This is a genomic window from Gelidibacter sp. (genome assembly GCF_035577925.1).
Classification (GTDB): Bacteria; Bacteroidota; Bacteroidia; order Flavobacteriales; family Flavobacteriaceae; genus Gelidibacter.
The window spans coordinates 1-16852 of the sequence record NZ_DATJCY010000240.1; the positions used below are offsets into that span (position 1 = coordinate 1).

The 16852-nt window shown below is 36.1% G+C and carries 19 protein-coding genes; 15 read left to right on the forward strand and 4 right to left on the reverse strand.

Annotated features, from left to right (window positions below):
* From dtd to VNJ50_RS09665, 9 genes are all read left to right on the forward strand, one after another.
* Positions 1-292, forward strand: a 292-nt coding sequence (gene dtd / locus VNJ50_RS09625; RefSeq protein WP_325581306.1) for a D-aminoacyl-tRNA deacylase, incomplete at its 5' end; no start/stop codon positions are given.
* A gap of 55 nt (positions 293-347) precedes the next feature.
* Positions 348-674: a nucleotide pyrophosphohydrolase gene (locus VNJ50_RS09630; RefSeq protein WP_325581308.1), complete on the forward strand. Its 327-nt coding sequence runs from the start codon at positions 348-350 to the stop codon at positions 672-674.
* Positions 675-825: 151 nt separating this feature from the next.
* Positions 826-2058 (forward strand): 3-phosphoshikimate 1-carboxyvinyltransferase, encoded by a 1233-nt coding sequence (locus tag VNJ50_RS09635; RefSeq protein WP_325581311.1) that lies wholly within the window; start codon positions 826-828, stop codon positions 2056-2058.
* A gap of 197 nt (positions 2059-2255) precedes the next feature.
* Positions 2256-3305 carry a tRNA preQ1(34) S-adenosylmethionine ribosyltransferase-isomerase QueA gene (gene queA / locus VNJ50_RS09640; RefSeq protein WP_325581312.1) on the forward strand — a complete coding sequence of 350 codons (1050 nt, stop codon included), beginning with the start codon at positions 2256-2258 and terminating at the stop codon, positions 3303-3305.
* A 252-nt stretch (positions 3306-3557) separates the two neighbouring features.
* Positions 3558-4598: a 23S rRNA (adenine(2503)-C(2))-methyltransferase RlmN gene (gene rlmN / locus VNJ50_RS09645; protein ID WP_325581314.1), complete on the forward strand. Its 1041-nt coding sequence runs from the start codon at positions 3558-3560 to the stop codon at positions 4596-4598.
* Between the two features lie 123 nt (positions 4599-4721).
* Positions 4722-5699 (forward strand): polyprenyl synthetase family protein, encoded by a 978-nt coding sequence (locus VNJ50_RS09650; protein ID WP_325581316.1) that lies wholly within the window; start codon positions 4722-4724, stop codon positions 5697-5699.
* A 202-nt stretch (positions 5700-5901) separates the two neighbouring features.
* Positions 5902-6477, forward strand: a complete 576-nt coding sequence (locus tag VNJ50_RS09655) for an RNA polymerase sigma factor (RefSeq protein WP_325581318.1) — start codon at positions 5902-5904, stop codon at positions 6475-6477.
* On the forward strand, positions 6461-7204 hold the full coding sequence (locus tag VNJ50_RS09660) for a hypothetical protein (RefSeq protein ID WP_325581320.1): 744 nt from the start codon (positions 6461-6463) through the stop codon (positions 7202-7204). The genes VNJ50_RS09655 and VNJ50_RS09660 overlap by 17 nt, the downstream gene beginning before the upstream one ends.
* 65 nt (positions 7205-7269) lie before the next feature.
* Entirely contained in the window at positions 7270-8331 is a 1062-nt protein-coding gene (locus VNJ50_RS09665) for a hypothetical protein (protein ID WP_325581322.1), read from the forward strand.
* Between the two features lie 95 nt (positions 8332-8426).
* Here VNJ50_RS09665 and VNJ50_RS09670 read toward each other — a convergent pair whose 3' ends face one another.
* The gene (locus VNJ50_RS09670; protein WP_325581324.1) at positions 8427-9086 is read right to left on the reverse strand and encodes a hydrolase; all 660 of its coding nucleotides are present in this window, start codon (positions 9084-9086) and stop codon (positions 8427-8429) included.
* Positions 9087-9268: 182 nt separating this feature from the next.
* On the opposite strand from VNJ50_RS09670, the gene dnaG reads away from it, so the two are divergent.
* Positions 9269-11239, forward strand: a complete 1971-nt coding sequence (gene dnaG, locus VNJ50_RS09675; RefSeq protein WP_325581326.1) for a DNA primase — start codon at positions 9269-9271, stop codon at positions 11237-11239.
* Here the strand turns inward: dnaG and VNJ50_RS09680 are convergent.
* Together VNJ50_RS09680 and nadE are read right to left on the reverse strand one after the other, a co-directional pair.
* On the reverse strand, positions 11236-11865 hold the full coding sequence (locus tag VNJ50_RS09680; protein WP_325581328.1) for a response regulator transcription factor: 630 nt from the start codon (positions 11863-11865) through the stop codon (positions 11236-11238). The two genes, dnaG and VNJ50_RS09680, sit on opposite strands and share 4 nt — an antisense overlap.
* A gap of 144 nt (positions 11866-12009) precedes the next feature.
* Positions 12010-12798, reverse strand: a complete 789-nt coding sequence (gene nadE, locus VNJ50_RS09685; RefSeq protein ID WP_325581330.1) for an NAD(+) synthase — start codon at positions 12796-12798, stop codon at positions 12010-12012.
* 95 nt (positions 12799-12893) lie between these two features.
* On the opposite strand from nadE, the gene gldB reads away from it, so the two are divergent.
* The 3 genes from gldB (at position 12894) to VNJ50_RS09700 (ending at position 14874) form a co-directional block, all read left to right on the forward strand.
* The gene (gene gldB, locus VNJ50_RS09690) at positions 12894-13853 is read left to right on the forward strand and encodes a gliding motility lipoprotein GldB (RefSeq protein WP_325581332.1); all 960 of its coding nucleotides are present in this window, start codon (positions 12894-12896) and stop codon (positions 13851-13853) included.
* Positions 13853-14188 (forward strand): gliding motility protein GldC, encoded by a 336-nt coding sequence (gene gldC / locus VNJ50_RS09695; RefSeq protein WP_325581334.1) that lies wholly within the window; start codon positions 13853-13855, stop codon positions 14186-14188. The genes gldB and gldC overlap by 1 nt, the downstream gene beginning before the upstream one ends.
* Positions 14189-14262: 74 nt before the next feature.
* Complete coding sequence (locus tag VNJ50_RS09700; RefSeq protein WP_325581336.1) at positions 14263-14874, forward strand: DUF4230 domain-containing protein; 612 nt, start codon at positions 14263-14265, stop codon at positions 14872-14874.
* Between the two features lie 51 nt (positions 14875-14925).
* On the opposite strand, the gene VNJ50_RS09705 is transcribed toward VNJ50_RS09700, so the two are convergent.
* Positions 14926-15237 carry a rhodanese-like domain-containing protein gene (locus tag VNJ50_RS09705; RefSeq protein ID WP_325581338.1) on the reverse strand — a complete coding sequence of 104 codons (312 nt, stop codon included), beginning with the start codon at positions 15235-15237 and terminating at the stop codon, positions 14926-14928.
* 47 nt (positions 15238-15284) lie between these two features.
* Here VNJ50_RS09705 and VNJ50_RS09710 point away from each other — a divergent pair, with 47 nt between their 5' ends.
* Together VNJ50_RS09710 and VNJ50_RS09715 are read left to right on the forward strand one after the other, a co-directional pair.
* Positions 15285-15857 (forward strand): TetR/AcrR family transcriptional regulator, encoded by a 573-nt coding sequence (locus tag VNJ50_RS09710; protein ID WP_325581340.1) that lies wholly within the window; start codon positions 15285-15287, stop codon positions 15855-15857.
* Positions 15858-16127: 270 nt separating this feature from the next.
* Positions 16128-16852: FAD-binding oxidoreductase (locus tag VNJ50_RS09715; RefSeq protein ID WP_325581342.1), on the forward strand; the 725-nt coding region annotated here is incomplete at its 3' end.

The following is a 16852-nucleotide window of genomic DNA, read 5'->3' on the forward strand; positions in this document are numbered from 1 at the left end:
TTTTGATGATGAAAACGGTGTGATGAACAAGTCGCTTTTAGATGTTGATGGCGATGTGATTGTAGTCAGTCAGTTTACGCTTCATGCGCTAACGAAAAAAGGAAATCGACCGAGCTATATCAAAGCTGCAAAACCGGATATTGCCATTCCGTTATATGAAAATTTCATAAAGCAGTTTGAAAACGATTTGAATAAGAAAATACAAACTGGCCAATTTGGAGCCGATATGAAGGTGGAGCTGTTAAATGATGGTCCAGTGACTTTGGTTATTGATACTAAAAACTTGGAATGATTAAAAGGAATTACAAATTAGAACATTCTATAAATTTCATTAAAAAAATATAAAAATGGAACTAAAAAATGCGCAAAAAGCGGTAGATGATTGGATCCAAACCCATGGCGTTCGTTATTTTAACGAGTTGACTAACATGGCGCAACTTACTGAGGAAGTTGGCGAAGTGGCTCGGATTATTGCACGTCGTTATGGCGAACAGAGCGAAAAAGAAAGCGACAAAAATAAAGATCTTGGCGAAGAATTGGCCGATGTTGTTTTTGTGGTCTTATGTTTGGCCAATCAAACAGGTGTTGATCTTCAAGCTGCTTTTGATAAAAAGTTGAACCTAAAAACAAAACGTGACCACGACCGTCATCACAATAATGAAAAGTTGAAGTAAAAGGCTGTTATCGGTTGTGAGTTGTCGGTTGTCAATTATAGGTTGTCGGTTTGTGATAATCTGTTTTATGTTTTTTAAATATCATTATTCAACATTCTTGTCTTTAAAGAGATGACGAAAGAATAAATTAAAAATTTCAAATTAAAATTTCATGTTATTAACGCTTCATAAATCTACTCTTGTAGAAAATCTACCAAAAATAGTTGTTACGGGTTCTAAAAGTGAGTCCAACCGACTATTGCTTTTACAAGCACTTTATCCTGAATTACAAATTAAAAACATTTCCAACTCTGACGATTCGGAAGTGATGCAAAAAGCATTAAAATCAACCTCAAATCTAATAGACATTTCCCATGCCGGAACGGCCATGCGTTTTTTGACCGCTTTTTTTTCAACTCAAGACGGAAGGGAAATTACCATTACAGGTTCCGACCGAATGAAAGAACGGCCTATTCAGGTTTTGGTCGAAGCATTAAATACTTTGGGTGCAGAGATTTCCTATTTAGAAACTGAAGGTTGTCCACCTTTAAAAATTAAAGGAAAAACACTGTCAAAAGATCAAGTATCTTTAAAGGCCAATGTCAGCAGTCAGTACATTTCGGCACTTTTATTAATTGCGCCAAGATTAGAAAACGGCTTGGAATTAACATTGGAAGGCGAAATCACATCTGTTCCTTATATTAATATGACTTTGGATCTACTTAATCAAATTGGCGTAGAAACCCGTTTTGAAAACAATAAAATCAAAGTAAGTCCGCTTGAACATTTACATGAACATCAAAATCCAATAACGGTTGAAAGTGATTGGTCATCGGCATCCTATTTTTATGGCATTGTGGCACTGAGTCCAGTAGGAACAAAAATTACGTTATCTTCTTATAAAAAAGACAGTTTGCAAGGCGATTCTGTTTTGTCCAAAATTTATACCGATTTTGGTGTAAAAACAACGTTTAATGACCATTCCATTACCCTTCATAAACATGTGGAATGTGAAGTTCAAACCATCGATTGCCAACTTGAAAACGCACCGGATATTGCCCAAACTATTGCGGTGACTTGTTTTGGCTTAGGCATTGGTTGTTATCTCACCGGATTGCACACTTTAAAAATCAAGGAAACGGACCGATTAGTGGCGTTGAAAACAGAGCTTGAGAAATTTGGAGCAAAAGTTGAAATAACCGATAATTCTTTACGCTTGCAGCCATCAACCAAAATTGTTGAAAACGTAAGGGTTGCTACTTATCATGATCACAGAATGGCGATGGCATTTGCACCATTAGCATTAAAAACGAATCTTCAGATCGAGGATGCGATGGTAGTTTCAAAATCCTATCCTACGTTTTGGGAGGATCTTAAAGCCATCGGATTTGATTTGTTAAAATAATAAACCGCCATTTACTTGACAACGCCTACTTTGAGGTCGTATATTTGCATTCCGAAATTTTTTATGCTTATTGCCACTTTTGATAAAGGATTTGTAAAACCTGCAAGAAATGTAAGATTGAGGTTAGCGTATAAAAAAAGTTCGCGAAATCTATCATTAGATAGAGCTAATCATTAAAAACAATTAAATAGAAACAGATGAAATTATCACACTTTGGTTTTAAACTTCCTGAAGAATTATTAGCTGAATATCCGGCCGAAAACAGAGACGAAGCGCGTTTGATGGTCTTGGACAGAAAGAAGCAGACGATTGAACACCGATTATTCAAGGATATTCTTGATTATTTTGATGAGGGCGATGTGATGATACTTAATAACACTAAAGTTTTTCCGGCACGTCTTTACGGAAATAAAGAAAAAACAGGAGCTCGTATTGAAGTATTTTTGTTGAGAGAACTTAATGAAGAGCAACGACTTTGGGATGTTTTGGTCGATCCGGCACGTAAAATACGTATTGGCAACAAATTGTATTTTGGAGATGATGAAACTCTGGTTGCTGAGGTTATTGATAATACAACATCAAGAGGGCGCACGTTGCGTTTTTTATACGATGGATCGTATAAAGAATTCCGTCAAAAATTGACAGACCTTGGTGAAACGCCACTTCCTAAATATATCAAAAGAGAAGTTGAGCCAGAAGATGAAGAGCGCTACCAAACTATTTTTGCTAAAAAAGAAGGTGCAGTTGCAGCCCCAACAGCAGGTTTGCACTTTTCTAAGCATTTATTAAAACGTTTGGAAATTAAAGGTATTGAATTTGCCGAAGTTACGCTTCATGTTGGTTTAGGAACTTTTAATCCTGTTGAGGTTGAAGATTTGTCCAAACATAAGATGGATAGTGAAGAAGCTTTTGTAACGAAACAAGCCGCTGATATTGTCAATAATGCCAAGGCGCATAAAAAAAGAGTTTGTGCGGTTGGTACAACGGTTATGCGAGCTGTTGAAAGTGCCGTGTCATCCAATGGAACGCTGAACGAATTTTCAGGTTGGACCAATAAATTTATTTTCCCGCCGTATGATTTTAGTATTGCCAATTGTATGATTACTAATTTTCATACACCAAAATCTACTTTATTGATGATGGCTTCTGCTTTTGCAGGTCACGATTTTATAAAGAAAGCTTATGAAGAAGCGGTTAAGGAAAAATACCGTTTTTATACCTATGGCGATGCCATGTTGATTCTTTAAATAAATAATCTATATAGAGCTAAGGCCTCGTCATTATGACGGGGCTTTTTTATTTTCAATTTCTATTTCATTATTGGAACGCAGATGACGCTGATTTTGCTGATTCTCACAGATTTTTTCAGCATAAATTTATAAAACTCTGTGAATCTCCGTGTATCTCAACGAATCTCTGTGAAATGGTAAACTTCAATATCAATTTCAATTTCATCTTCTCCCGATAATTATCGGGATTTCACTACTTTTGCATCTGCAATGGAAACACAAAAAAAAGACATACGGGCATTAAGTAAAGAGCAACTTCGCGAATTTTTTGTTGCTCAGGGCGATAAGGAATTTCGTGGAAATCAGGTGTATGAATGGCTGTGGAGCAAAGGCGCACATAAGTTTGAAGATATGACCAACATCTCCTTACAAACGCGTCAGATGCTGGAAGAACACTTTGTCATCAATCATATTGAAGTCGATCAGATGCAACGTAGTAACGATGGCACTATTAAAAATGCCATTCGTTTGCATGATGGTTTGATTGTAGAATCGGTGTTGATTCCGACAAAAACCCGAACCACTGCCTGTGTATCCTCACAAGTGGGTTGTAGTCTCGACTGTAAGTTCTGTGCTACTGCGAGATTGAAACGCATGCGAAACCTTAATCCTGATGAAATTTTTGACCAAGTCGTCGCTATTGATAAGGAAAGCCGATTGTATTTCAACCGTCCTTTGAGCAATATTGTATTTATGGGCATGGGCGAACCGCTTATGAACTATAATAATGTATTGAAGGCGATTGAAAAAATTACATCTCCCGAAGGCTTGGGAATGTCTCCAAAACGAATTGTCGTGTCAACTTCCGGTGTTCCTAAAATGATCAAGAAAATGGCAGACGACGAGGTGAAATTTGGTCTTGCTGTGTCGTTGCATTCGGCTATTGATGAAATCCGTACTTCAATTATGCCATTTAATGCTACCTTTCCGTTATCCCAATTACGAGAAGCTCTTGAATATTGGTATGCCAAAACAAAAAACACCATTACTTACGAATATGTGGTGTGGGATGGTATTAATGACACTGAAAAAGATGTGGACGCCCTGATTCAATTCTGCAAGTTTGCACCAAGTAAAGTGAATTTAATTGAATATAATCCTATTGATGATGGCGAATTTCAACAAGCTAAAAGTGAAGCGATAGATATGTACATTTCTATGTTGGAAGCTCATAATATTACGGTTACGGTACGACGATCGAGAGGAAAGGATATTGATGCCGCCTGTGGGCAATTGGCTAATAAATCGTAAAAGGAAACTTTTTTATAGGGATTGTTTGGAATATTTCATGAAATTTCGCTTTCTAAATTATAAAATAGCATATCATTTTCATTTTTAGTACGTTTGTCGTACAAACCGCTTGACTTTTACCATTTGAAAATTGACGAACAAATAAAGCAACCCATTGCATACGAAATGGAACTTTTTGAACAAAAGTTCTTACTCTCTATGTCTTCAAAAGTGGCGCTCTTAAATAGAATTACCACTTACATTGTCAACCGAAAAGGCAAACAAATGCGACCTATGTTTGTATTTCTCGTTGCAAAAATTGTGAATAATGGCAATGTTAGTGAACGCACTTACAGAGGTGCGGCTGTTATTGAACTCATTCATACGGCAACTTTAGTGCACGATGATGTGGTGGATGACAGTAACAGGCGTCGTGGATTTTTCTCCATTAACGCCTTGTGGAAAAATAAAATTGCTGTACTGATTGGCGATTATCTACTTTCAAAAGGTTTATTGCTTTCCATTGATAATAACGATTTTGATCTTTTGAAAATCATTTCGGTGGCTGTTCGGGAAATGAGTGAAGGCGAATTGCTCCAAATCGAAAAAGCACGTCAGCTTGATATCACGGAAGCTGTTTATTATGAAATTATCCGTCAAAAAACGGCCACGCTTATTGCAGCTTGTTGTAGTCTTGGTGCGGCATCGGTGAAACCAAATTCGCCGCATGTGGAAACGATGCGCAAGTTTGGTGAACTCATCGGGATGGCATTTCAAATTAAAGACGATTTGTTTGATTACGGCAATGAAGCTATCGGAAAACCAACGGGTATCGACATCAAGGAACAAAAAATGACCTTGCCGTTGATTTATGCGCTCAACAATTCGACTAAAAAAGAAAAAGCTTGGCTCATCAATTCGGTTAAAAAATACAATAAAGACCGAAAGCGGGTTAAAGAAGTCATTGCTTTTGTAAAAAATAAAGGCGGATTGGAATATGCCGTTTCTAAAATGCTGGAATTCCAAAAAGAAGCGTTGTTGTTATTGGATGCTTATCCCGAATCTGAATTTAAAGCTTCACTATTACTTATGGTCAATTATGTGATTGATCGGAAAAAGTAGTTGAGTTATTTACAAACTTCTTTTTATTTTTACTTTTCATTAAAAAAGTATAATCTCTTATTGCATTTAGTTTTCTGAGAATCAAAATTTGAAGTTTTGATTCTACGGATTTCTCAAAAAAATATCAAAATAAATACATCTTCAGGCAACCATTTGTATCACTTTTGCGTCTTTATAATTAGAAGACCTAACAAACCAACTTTTGAAAGTTATTCAATTACATAACAACAATGTGGAGCTTATAAAAAAAGCATCTAAAAACAATCGTAAAGCACAACACATGCTTTATGAAACCCATGCGCCAAAAATGCTGAGTGTTTGCCGTTATTATGTAAAAGATCTTCAAAAAGCAGAAGAGGTGATGTTGAATGGGTTTTTCAAAGCGTTTACAAATCTGTCAAATTTTAAAAATGAAGGCAGTTTTGAAGGTTGGCTAAGAAAAATAATGGTCAGGGAAGCCATCTCATTCTTAAGACAAGAAAAGAAGATTGAGTTTTCGGTTGAAGATTTTGAAGTTAATCCTGAACCGACCAATAACATCCAATCGTCAATGGAGGTGAATGAGATTCAGTTTTATATTGATGAATTGCCAGAAGGTTATAAAATGGTGTTTGTGATGTATGTGATTGAAGGCTATAAACATCATGAAATTGCAAGTTTGCTGAATATTAATGAAGGCACTTCAAAATCGCAATTATATAAAGCCAGACAGCTTTTGCAAGAAAAGATAAATAAGTCGAACACTATAAATACTGCAACAGATGCAATGGGAAAATAACATAAAGAAAACGCTGGAAAAGCGCCGTATTGAGCCTTCGGCAGCGTCATGGGATAGTTTGGCAAACCGATTGGATGTTGCGGATAAAAAGAAAAATAAAATGCCGTTTTGGTGGATGGGTATTGCCGCTAGTTTGATTGGTGTTTTATTGATAACCAATGTGTTTTTTAAGGATAATCCAGCGGATTCTCAAAAACCAGTTATTGTAGATGTCCAAAAACCAGTTGATAAAAAACTGCTAACGGAACCTGCGTCAGGGCAACATTTGGCAACTGAATCGGAAACTGTTAAAAATGTAGAAATGACTGAAAAAGAAACCTCCATAAACCAATTTATAAAAGACAAAAACACTTTGGATTTGGCAACTCCAATACAATCTACAATTGCAAAAAATGAAAAAATAGCACCATCGGAACAGATAGAATTAGAAGTGGAAAAGCAATCGTTTGAAGATGAAAAAGTTTCAGAAATCGTAGCACAGATCAATGAAATAAAAAGCCAAGGGCAAACCGTAACTGATGCCGATATTGAAGCACTCTTGCTTAAAGCGCAAAAAGAAATTACTTTTCAAAGTGTTTTAAAAGAAAGCACAATGACTGTGGACGCCAACAGTTTGTTGCAAGATGTGGAAGCTGAGCTACAGCAATCCTTTAGAAATAAAATATTTGAAGCTCTTAAAAACAGTTACGAAACGGTAAAAACTGCTGTTGCCGAACGAAATAATTAAATAAGGCCTGCGCAGACAGGCATCTTAGTACTCAAAGTAAAATCATCAATCAAAAATCGAACATTATGAACACAATTACAAAAATCATTGTGCTGGCAAGCTTATGCTTAATTATTGGTAAAGCCAGCGCGCAGGACACGATTCAAAAACCTGTTAATCATTACAAAATCGAGAACCTAAAGCAATTAAGGGAAACCATTGCTACAGAAGAAAAAGCCATGTTGAAAGCTGAAGTAGAGGCGATTAATCAGCGTCTCGAAAAAGGTGAAATCACTCAAGAAAAGGCAGAAACCTTAAAGCAAGAAATGGCCAAAAAAAGAGCATTGAACATCGAAAACAGAATGATTATTATTGATAATGAAATCGCGCTTTTGCAACGCAATGATGAGAATTATAAATGGGGAACTGAAAATCAAAGTCAAATAGAATTGAACATTGGTTCTCTAACAGGAATCAACGTTAAGAGTCGAAACAAAGTTCCTAAATATGATATCCGAACTTACAGCGATTGGATATTTGCCATAGGATTCAATAATACACTTATTGATGGACAAAGTTTGGACGATTCACCTTATAAAATTGGAGGTTCAGGTTTTGTGGAATTGGGCTGGATATGGCAAACCCGACTTTTAGAAAATTCAAATTTTGTTAGGGTTAATTACGGATTGTCATTGCAGTGGAATAAGTTGTCCATAAAAGATAATCTTTATTTTGTGGACCATGGCAGTGAAACGACGCTCGAAGAATTTCCGTTGCATTTAAAGAAAGCGAAATTTAGAACCACGAGTTTGGTTGTCCCTTTACATTTTGAGTTTGGTCCATCAAAAGTGAAACAGTATGACAATCGTATTAGATATAGTACTAGGAATCAATTTAAAATTGGTGTTGGTGGTTTTGCCGGAGTTAATCTAAGCACGCAACAAAAATTGAAATACCATGAAAATGGAAGTAATCAAAAAGATAAAATGAAAGTGGATTACAACACAACCAATTTTGTGTATGGATTGAGCGGTTATATTGGCGTTGGCGATTTTAGTGTTTATGCCAAATATAATTTGAATGATTTGTTTAAAGATCAACCAGTGGCTCAGCATAATATTTCTTTAGGATTGCGCTGGGATCTTTAACAGATAAATGAAAAATAGAATTAATTAAAAGTGTTAGTCAAAAAGGGGCGTTGAAGATTTTTCAGCGCCCTTTTTAATTATAATTAGAAATCGTGTTATTCGTTTCTATATTTAACCATGATATCTTTAAACAATTCGGCGGTTGTGGGCGGCGTATAAGAAATGGCATTGGCCCCAGATTCGATAGCCAGTTGAATGGTGTCATCTGTTTTTCCGCTTGTTGCAATTATGGCAACATCGCTATCAATATCTCTTATTTTTTTAATGATATCTGAAGTTTTTGCGGCACCGGAAACATTAAAAATATCAACGCCAGCAGCAATACGCCCTTCAATATCATCTTTTTCAGAAACTACCGTAATGACAACAGGAATATCTGTTTTTTCTTTTAATCTTTTTATCAAATCATTCGGCGTAGGCTTGTTTAAAACCACGCCCAATGCCCCTTGAAATTCGGCGTGAATCGCAAGTCCAATAGATCGGTCGCCAGTGGTAATGCCACCACCAACGCCACAAAAGATAGGCTTGTCTGCGGCCAAAATTAACGCTTGCGAAATCATGGGTTGCGGCGTAAACGGATATACTGCAATTATGGCATTGGCATTCGTGTTTCTGATAATGGCTACGTCGGTACTAAATAAAAACGATTTTAGAAGTTGTCCAAAAACCTGGATTCCCGAACACGTATTAATGATTTCGGGTACTTCTACAATATTGTTCCTTAACCGACTTGTAAAACGTGGTATTTTTTTCATAGATTAATCTTATTAGTTCTAAAAAACGATGGTACTGTAAATTTACAGTATCATCTAAAACTTCAGTATTTTTTGTCTGATAATATAATATGGATACCACTTAAATATTGGTTAAACCTACCGAAATATAAGCCTAAGATGTCATATGTTTATGTATTTTTACGAAAAATAATTCCAAAGTTTTGATTTCAAGAAGGACCATAGATCAAGTATTTGAAACCGCTCGTGTTGAAGAGGTCATTGGCGATTTTGTCAATCTAAAAAAAGCAGGCAGTAATTACAAAGGGTTGAGCCCGTTCAGTGATGAGCGCTCGCCAAGTTTTGTGGTGAGTCCTGTAAAGCAGATTTGGAAAGATTTTAGTAGTGGCAAAGGAGGCAATGCTGTGACCTTTATTATGGAGCATGAGCATTTTACCTATCCTGAAGCCATTAGATATCTTGCCAAAAAATACAATATTGAAATAGAAGAAACCGAACAAACCAATGAGCAGAAAGAAGAAGCCAATGAGCGCGAAAGTCTTTTTTTGGTGAATGAGTTTGCCAGTAAATATTTTCAAAAAACACTGCATCATACGGAGCTTGGAAAAGCAATAGGACTCAGTTATTTTAAGGAACGTGGTTTTACGACGGAAACCATCAAAACTTATAATTTAGGTTATGCGCTTGACGAATGGCGCGCTTTTACTGATGAAGCCTTGAGCAAAGGTTATAAATTGGAGTTTCTTGAAAAAACCGGATTGACCATCGTTAAGGACGATAAACGTTTTGATCGTTTTAAAGGTCGTGTTTTATTTCCCATTCATAGTATGAGCGGTCGTGTTTTGGGTTTTGGAGGTCGGATTTTGGGAGCTGACAAAAAAGCGGCTAAATATCTCAATTCACCTGAAAGTGAAGTCTATCATAAAAGTAAGATTCTGTATGGCTTATTTCATGCCAAACAAGCCATCGCCAAAGAAGATAATTGCTATTTGGTGGAAGGTTATACCGATGTGATCCAATTTCATCAAACAGGAGTGAAAAACGTGGTGGCTTCTTCTGGAACGGCATTGTCGCCCGAGCAAATTCGATTAATCAACCGATTGACAAAAAATATTACAGTGCTTTTTGATGGTGATGCCGCTGGCCTTCGTGCTTCGGTAAGAGGTATTGATTTGATTTTGGAGCAAGGCATGAATGTCAAAGTATGTTCTTTTCCACAAGGTGAAGATCCCGATAGTTTTGCAAGGCAAAATACTTTTGAAGAGTTGACCACGTATCTTCAAGAAAATGCCAAGGATTTTATTCAATTTAAAGCGTCTTTATTAGTTGAAGATGCTAAGAATGATCCGATAAAAAAGGCCGATACTATTAGAGAAATTGTGCATAGTATTTCAAAAATTCCTGATCCTATTAAACGAGAAATCTATGTTAGGGAATGCTCTAACATTATGGATATCAGTGAGCAGGTTTTGTTTACTACCTTGGCGCAAATCAATAAAAAGGAAATTCAGGAAGCCAGCAAGCAAGCGGCAACCGAGCAAAAAGCCTTTGAAGTTATACGGCCGGAGACCTCTGCAAAACGTGTTGACCATCAATATGAACTGGAGTTGAAAATCATCGAAATTTTATTGCTATATGGTAATGAAACAGAGGATTTTGAAGACCTGGTAATGACAGAAGATGAAAAAACGGGCGATTTGAAAATGGAGCCTATCATCCAAAGGGCTAGGGTTTTTGAGAAAATTTATCTCGATTTGCAAGAAGATGAAATGCAATTTTCTAACGAGCGTTTTAGAAGCTTATACTCCATAATTATTGAAGCTCTGCATCAGGCCAAAGATTTTCAGTTAAAGGATTTTATCAATTCACTTGACCAAGATATGGCGAATGAGGTCACTACTATTTTGATGAATGATGAACGTTATGTTTTACACGACTGGGAAAGAAATCATATTATTCCTAAAGATAAAAACAAGACCATAGCCCAATTGGTCACTCAAACCATTTTGAGTTTGCGCTGTTTTTTAATTGACCAAAAAGTGGTAGAATATCAAAATGAAACGATAAAACCCAATGTCAATACCATTGCGGTTATGGAAGATGTAAGAGATTACTTGAAATTAAAAACCCTGTTGTCCAAAAAACTGGGGAAAGTGGTAGGCAGCAAAATTTAGATACTGCCTGTATGTTCTGCCTGATGGATTAAATCTACTAAATTGGTGACGTTAAGTTTTTTGAAAAGTCGTGCTTTGTAGGTGCTGACGGTTTTTTCATTAATAGCAAGTTCTTGGGCAATTTCTTTGTTTTTCTTGCCAGAAGACAAAAGTTTTAAAACTTCGACTTCTCTTGTAGAAAGGCGTTTGTAGAGATTTGTTTTGCTGTTCCGCGTATCTTCATAATTTAAGTGTTTGGCCATAGCTTCACTCAAATAAATTCCACCACCATAAACTTTTAAAATCGCTTCTCTAATGGTTTTTACATCAACTGTTTTTGAAAGATATCCAGCGGCACCAGCTTTGATGGAACTAATGGCATAAATTTCTTCAGGTTGATGGCTGAACATAATGATTTTTAAATTTTGATTGTCCTTTTTGATGGCTCTTATGGCAGTAATGCCGTTGAGTTCCGGCAAATCTATTTCGGATATGATGACATCTACCGGGAAGCGCCTTATAAATTCAAAGATTTCAATGCCACTACCAATGGTGCCAACAACTTTAATTTCCGGATCCGTTTCAAAAAGAAGTTTTAGTCCTGCCCTGACAATAGGATGATAATCTACAACCAACACTTTTATCATAACGCTATATTATTAGAAAAGTTAGAAAATGTATGTGATCCGCTAAGTTCTTGATTGTGGAAGGCACTACGTAAAAGTATAAAAAAAAGATGTAACTCAATACATTTCCATCAATTTTCGATCGATTTCAATTTGAAAATTAAGTTATTTAAATTTTTTTGGAATTTCACATATGGGTATTGGCCGCATTTTGTGTTGGTTATTTCTGTTTAGTCTTGTAAATAATTCAAAAACAGTGCGTTCCCTACCTTCAAAATCGTCTGCCGTTTTGCCGTTTTCTTTCATGTTCATGGCCCATTCCAATTCAGGATAAGTAGCGCCAATTTGGTCTTCATCGCTTCGGTCATCGCCAAAAAGGCCGTCACTCGGTACAGCATTTATTATAGATGGAACAATACCCAATGCTTTTGCAATGGTGTAAACTTCGGTTTTCATCAAATCGGCTATGGGATTAATATCCACACCGCCGTCACCATATTTTGTATAAAACCCAATGCCAAAATCCTCGATTTTATTTCCTGTTCCTGCAACTAGTAATCCTTTTAATCCTGCATAATAATACAGTGTGGTCATTCGTAAACGGGCACGGGTATTGGCCAATGCCAAATCAACAACGTTTTGTTTTTTTGTTGAGGTTACCTGAGTTTTAAATTCTTCAAAAACAGGAGTTAAATCGACCAATTGATCACTAACGTTCGTGAAATTTGTTTTGAGATGATGGATGTGTTCTTGCCCACGCGATACATGACTTTCTGGTTGATGGATGGGCATTTCGATGCATAAAACGTCCAAACCTGTTTTAGCGCATAACATGGAAGTTACTGCCGAATCAATGCCGCCAGAAATACCGATAACAAAACCCTTTGATTTGGCATTTATGGCATATTGCTTTAACCAGTTTACAATATGGTCAATAACTTTTTCTGTATGCATTTTATGGAATATTTATGACAAAGAATACTACCTTTGTGCTACAAAAATAAAGTAATCACCGAAGTAATAAAAATTTAGACCTTTAAAAATACGTTATGAAAAATGTTGGTTTTCTAATTGTCCTTTTACTTTTTTTTAATGCTTGTAAAAAAGATAATCAGCTTGAGAAAGAAATCTCCAAAATTGATGTCGATGTAACTATTGAGCGTTTTGATCTGTCCTTTGCCGATGCTAAACCTTCCGATTTGCCTAAGTTGAAATCCGCTTATCCATTTTTGTTCTCAGAACGCATTAATGATTCGGTATGGATTGATCGGATGAATGACACGTTGCAGCAAGAACTGTCTAGTGAGGTCAGAAAAACCTTTTCTAATTTTGAGGCTGTAAAACATGATATCCAAGGACTTTTTCAGCATTTAAAATATTATGACAAAACCTTTCAGGTACCTCGCATTATCACGGTAACTTCGGATGTGGATTATCGCAATAAAACCATTGTTACCGATACGATTGTATTGATTGCCTTGGATACGTATTTGGGTCCGGAACATCATTTTTATGAAGGCATTCAGCGGTTTTTGACTTTAAAAATGGATAAATCACTTATTGTAAGTGATTTGGCTGCCGATTATTCAGAAAAATATATCTCTCAAAACCATCCAAAAACGCTTTTGGATGATATGATTTATTTTGGAAAACAATTATATTTTAAGGATAAGATGATTCCTTTTAAAACCGATGCCGAAAAAATTGGATATACCCAAGCGCAATTGGAATGGATAAAAGAAAATGAAAGTGAAGTATGGCGCTATTTTATTGAGCGCGAACTCTTGTTTAGTACGGACAACAGTTTGGCCGGTCGTTTTATCAATGAAGCGCCTTTTAGTAAATTTTATTTGGAACTTGATGCCGAGTCACCAGATAGAATTGGACAATATATGGGTTGGCAAATTGTGCGATCGTACATGGATAACAATGAAGTCAACTTCATGGATATGTTGAAGCTGAATGCTGATGAAATTTTTAATAAATCTAAATTTAAACCACGAAAATAATGTCAAATACTATAAAATCTACTATAGAATTAAATGTTGAGTTGGATGCCAATCGGATTCCTGAAAAGCTGAGCTGGACGGCTCAAGATGGCGGTATCAATAATGAAGAAGCCAAGGCGATGATGCTATCTGTATGGGATAGTGAAGCACAAGAAACTTTGCGTATTGACCTTTGGACCAAAGATATGCCGGTTGATGAAATGAAATTGTTTTTTCATCAAACATTGGTCGAAATGAGCAATACCTTTTTGCGTGCTACCGACGATGAAAAAATGGCGGCGACCATGCATGATTTTTGCGATTATTTTGCCGAAAAATTAGAGCTCAAAAAATAATCTCGAACCTGCAAGGTTTTTCAAACCTTGTAGGTTTAATTTTCAAACCTTGTAGGTTTTAAAAGCCAAAAAAAATGCGAAAACTCCTTTATGTTTTAATTCTGGTCTTATTTGTATTGTTCGGATATCGCTATTTTTTTAACGATAAGGAACAAACCATTCTGCATGAAAATTCGGCACTTATCCAGGAGCAAATCAGGAATGTGAGTAAGTTGGTGGTTACTGAAGGACATTTCAGTCAGGTATTTTCGTATAAAAACTCGAAAGCTATTTTTGCCAATTTGGTCAATGTTGAAAAGAAAGCGTTGGTAGTCGTGAATGCCGATGTTACAGTTTCTTATGATTTGAGCCAGATTGAATATGAACTTGATGAAAGTACTAAAACCCTGCGGATTTTAAACATTCCAAAGGAAGAAATCAAAATTAGTCCCGATTTTGAATATTATGATGTTACTGCCGATTTCTTCAATCCGTTTAACGCAGAAGATTATAATAAGATCAAAGATAAAGTGAATGCTCAATTGATGAAAAAGATAGAAGCTTCCAATTTAAAAAGCAATGCCCAAAACAGATTGATCAGTGAATTGTCAAAGTTTTATATTTTAACAAGTTCATTGGGATGGACCCTTCAATATGAAGGTAATTCCATAAAATCATCTGACGATCTACAGCATATAAAATTGTAGGTTTTAAAGCCGCCTTAATTCCAGGTCTACACCAATCAAAATCCTGAGGATTTAGGAGGGGATTTTATTCTGTAAACTCATCCATCCACCGCCGTTCAGGGCTTGTATATTATTGGAGTTCAAAATCCGTGCAGCCTGTGCAGAACGTGCGCCGCTTGCACAACATGTAATGACGGGTTTGTTCATCTTTTTTACTTTCTCCAATTGATTTCTTAATTGGTCCAACGGAATATGTTTGGCATTTTTGATATGACCGTTATCCCATTCGCTTTTGGTTCTGACATCTAAAATGATGGCATCTTTATCTAAAAACTCTTGAATGCGTTTCTTTTTATCGCCGAATAAAAAATCGAAAATTCCCATTGCTTATTTTTGTTTAAATTTACGAATAATTCAACAAACCATACACTTTGAATGTCGTAAATACCCGTCGGGACGAAATTATAAAAACAGCTGCAAAACTTTTTAAAGAAAAAGGGTATAGTGCTGTAACCATGCGCGATTTGGCAACGGCTATGGGCATAAAAGCAGCCAGTTTGTACAATCATATTCATTCCAAACAAGATATTTTAAAGGAAATCATTATTTCGCTAGCCGAAGAGTTTACCCATGGCATGGAAATCATTAAAACTTCGGATAATAACAGCATCCAAAAGTTGAATCTCATTATTGCCCTTCATGTGGATATTACAACCAATAACACGTACGGTATGGCATCGCTGAATAACGATTGGATGCATCTTGAAGAGCAATTGGAGTATTATTTGAAGTTGCGAAAAAATTATGAGCAGGATTTTTTGAACATTGTCAAATCAGGAATTTCAAGCAATGAAATTATCGATTCAAATCCAGAAATCATTATGTTTTCTGTACTTTCCACCTTGCGTTCTCTGTATTTGTGGATTCCAAAAAAGGACGAATTGAACGCCAAGGATCTTGCACAAAATCTAACCAACGTGCTAATCTACGGAATTAACAAATAGTTTATAATAAATTTTGTAAATTTGCTCACTAGACTAACGCTTGTTAGTTTCTGATCTGCAAGAATTAGTTTATAGCCTGTAAGGTTTTAAAGCTGACCTGCAAGGTTTACTTACTTCGCTGCGTGAGATCGCTTCGCTAAGTTTTACAACCTTGTAGGTCTAAACCTTGTAAGTTTAAATTTTTGAAGTTTAGAAAAACATAATCTTATAAATAATTATATAGGATTTACAAATATTAACAATGAGTCACCTGTCTTTGCAGGCACTATTATGGCGAAATTCTACAAGCTCACAGTGGCAGATATTTATAAGGAAACAAAAGATTGCATGGTCATTGCTTTTGAAGTTCCCGATAAACTCAAAGAAAAATTTGGATACAAGCAAGGGCAACATCTTACGTTGAGAAAGGAAATTAACGGCGAAGATATTCGGCGGAATTATTCCTTATGTTCAAGTCCGTTGGACAACGAATGGAAAGTGGCGGTAAAAACCATTCGCGACGGCGTATTTTCAAATTACGTTTTCAACACCTTAAAAAAAGGCGATACGCTTGAAGTGATGCCACCGCATGGCGAATTCACAGTAAATGTAAATGCTGGTGCACATAACAATTACATTGCATTTGCTGCAGGAAGTGGAATTACACCTTTAATATCCATTATTAAAACCCATTTGCTCAAAGAACCAAACAGTACCTTCAAATTGTTTTATTTGAACCGGACTGTAAAATCCATTATCTTTAAAGAAGAAATAGAACAGCTTAAAAATGAGTTTTTTGACAGGTTTCAAGTGTTTTATTTTTTAACAAAAGAGCATCGTGACATTCCGTTTTTGAACGGGCGATTTGATAAGGAAAAATTAGCAATACTGACAAAAACATTCATTGATATTCCTGATACACACCATGCTTTTATTTGCGGACCAAAAGATATGATTTTTTTGATTCGTGATGAATTGCTAGCTGCCGGAATGCCAAAGGACAGTATTCATTATGA

Bases quoted from the DNA above. Each gene is read 5' to 3' on its own strand.
- VNJ50_RS09630 (WP_325581308.1), top strand. From the start codon at position 348: ATGGAACTAAAAAATGCGCAAAAAGCGGTAGATGATTGGATCCAAACC.
- VNJ50_RS09635 (WP_325581311.1), top strand. From the start codon at position 826: ATGTTATTAACGCTTCATAAATCTACTCTTGTAGAAAATCTACCAAAA.
- queA (WP_325581312.1), top strand. From the start codon at position 2,256: ATGAAATTATCACACTTTGGTTTTAAACTTCCTGAAGAATTATTAGCT.
- rlmN (WP_325581314.1), top strand. From the start codon at position 3,558: ATGGAAACACAAAAAAAAGACATACGGGCATTAAGTAAAGAGCAACTT.
- VNJ50_RS09660 (WP_325581320.1), top strand. From the start codon at position 6,461: ATGCAATGGGAAAATAACATAAAGAAAACGCTGGAAAAGCGCCGTATT.
- VNJ50_RS09665 (WP_325581322.1), top strand. From the start codon at position 7,270: ATGAACACAATTACAAAAATCATTGTGCTGGCAAGCTTATGCTTAATT.
- VNJ50_RS09670 (WP_325581324.1), bottom strand. From the start codon at position 9,086: ATGAAAAAAATACCACGTTTTACAAGTCGGTTAAGGAACAATATTGTA.
- VNJ50_RS09680 (WP_325581328.1), bottom strand. From the start codon at position 11,865: ATGATAAAAGTGTTGGTTGTAGATTATCATCCTATTGTCAGGGCAGGA.
- nadE (WP_325581330.1), bottom strand. From the start codon at position 12,798: ATGCATACAGAAAAAGTTATTGACCATATTGTAAACTGGTTAAAGCAA.
- gldB (WP_325581332.1), top strand. From the start codon at position 12,894: ATGAAAAATGTTGGTTTTCTAATTGTCCTTTTACTTTTTTTTAATGCT.
- gldC (WP_325581334.1), top strand. From the start codon at position 13,853: ATGTCAAATACTATAAAATCTACTATAGAATTAAATGTTGAGTTGGAT.
- VNJ50_RS09700 (WP_325581336.1), top strand. From the start codon at position 14,263: ATGCGAAAACTCCTTTATGTTTTAATTCTGGTCTTATTTGTATTGTTC.
- VNJ50_RS09705 (WP_325581338.1), bottom strand. From the start codon at position 15,237: ATGGGAATTTTCGATTTTTTATTCGGCGATAAAAAGAAACGCATTCAA.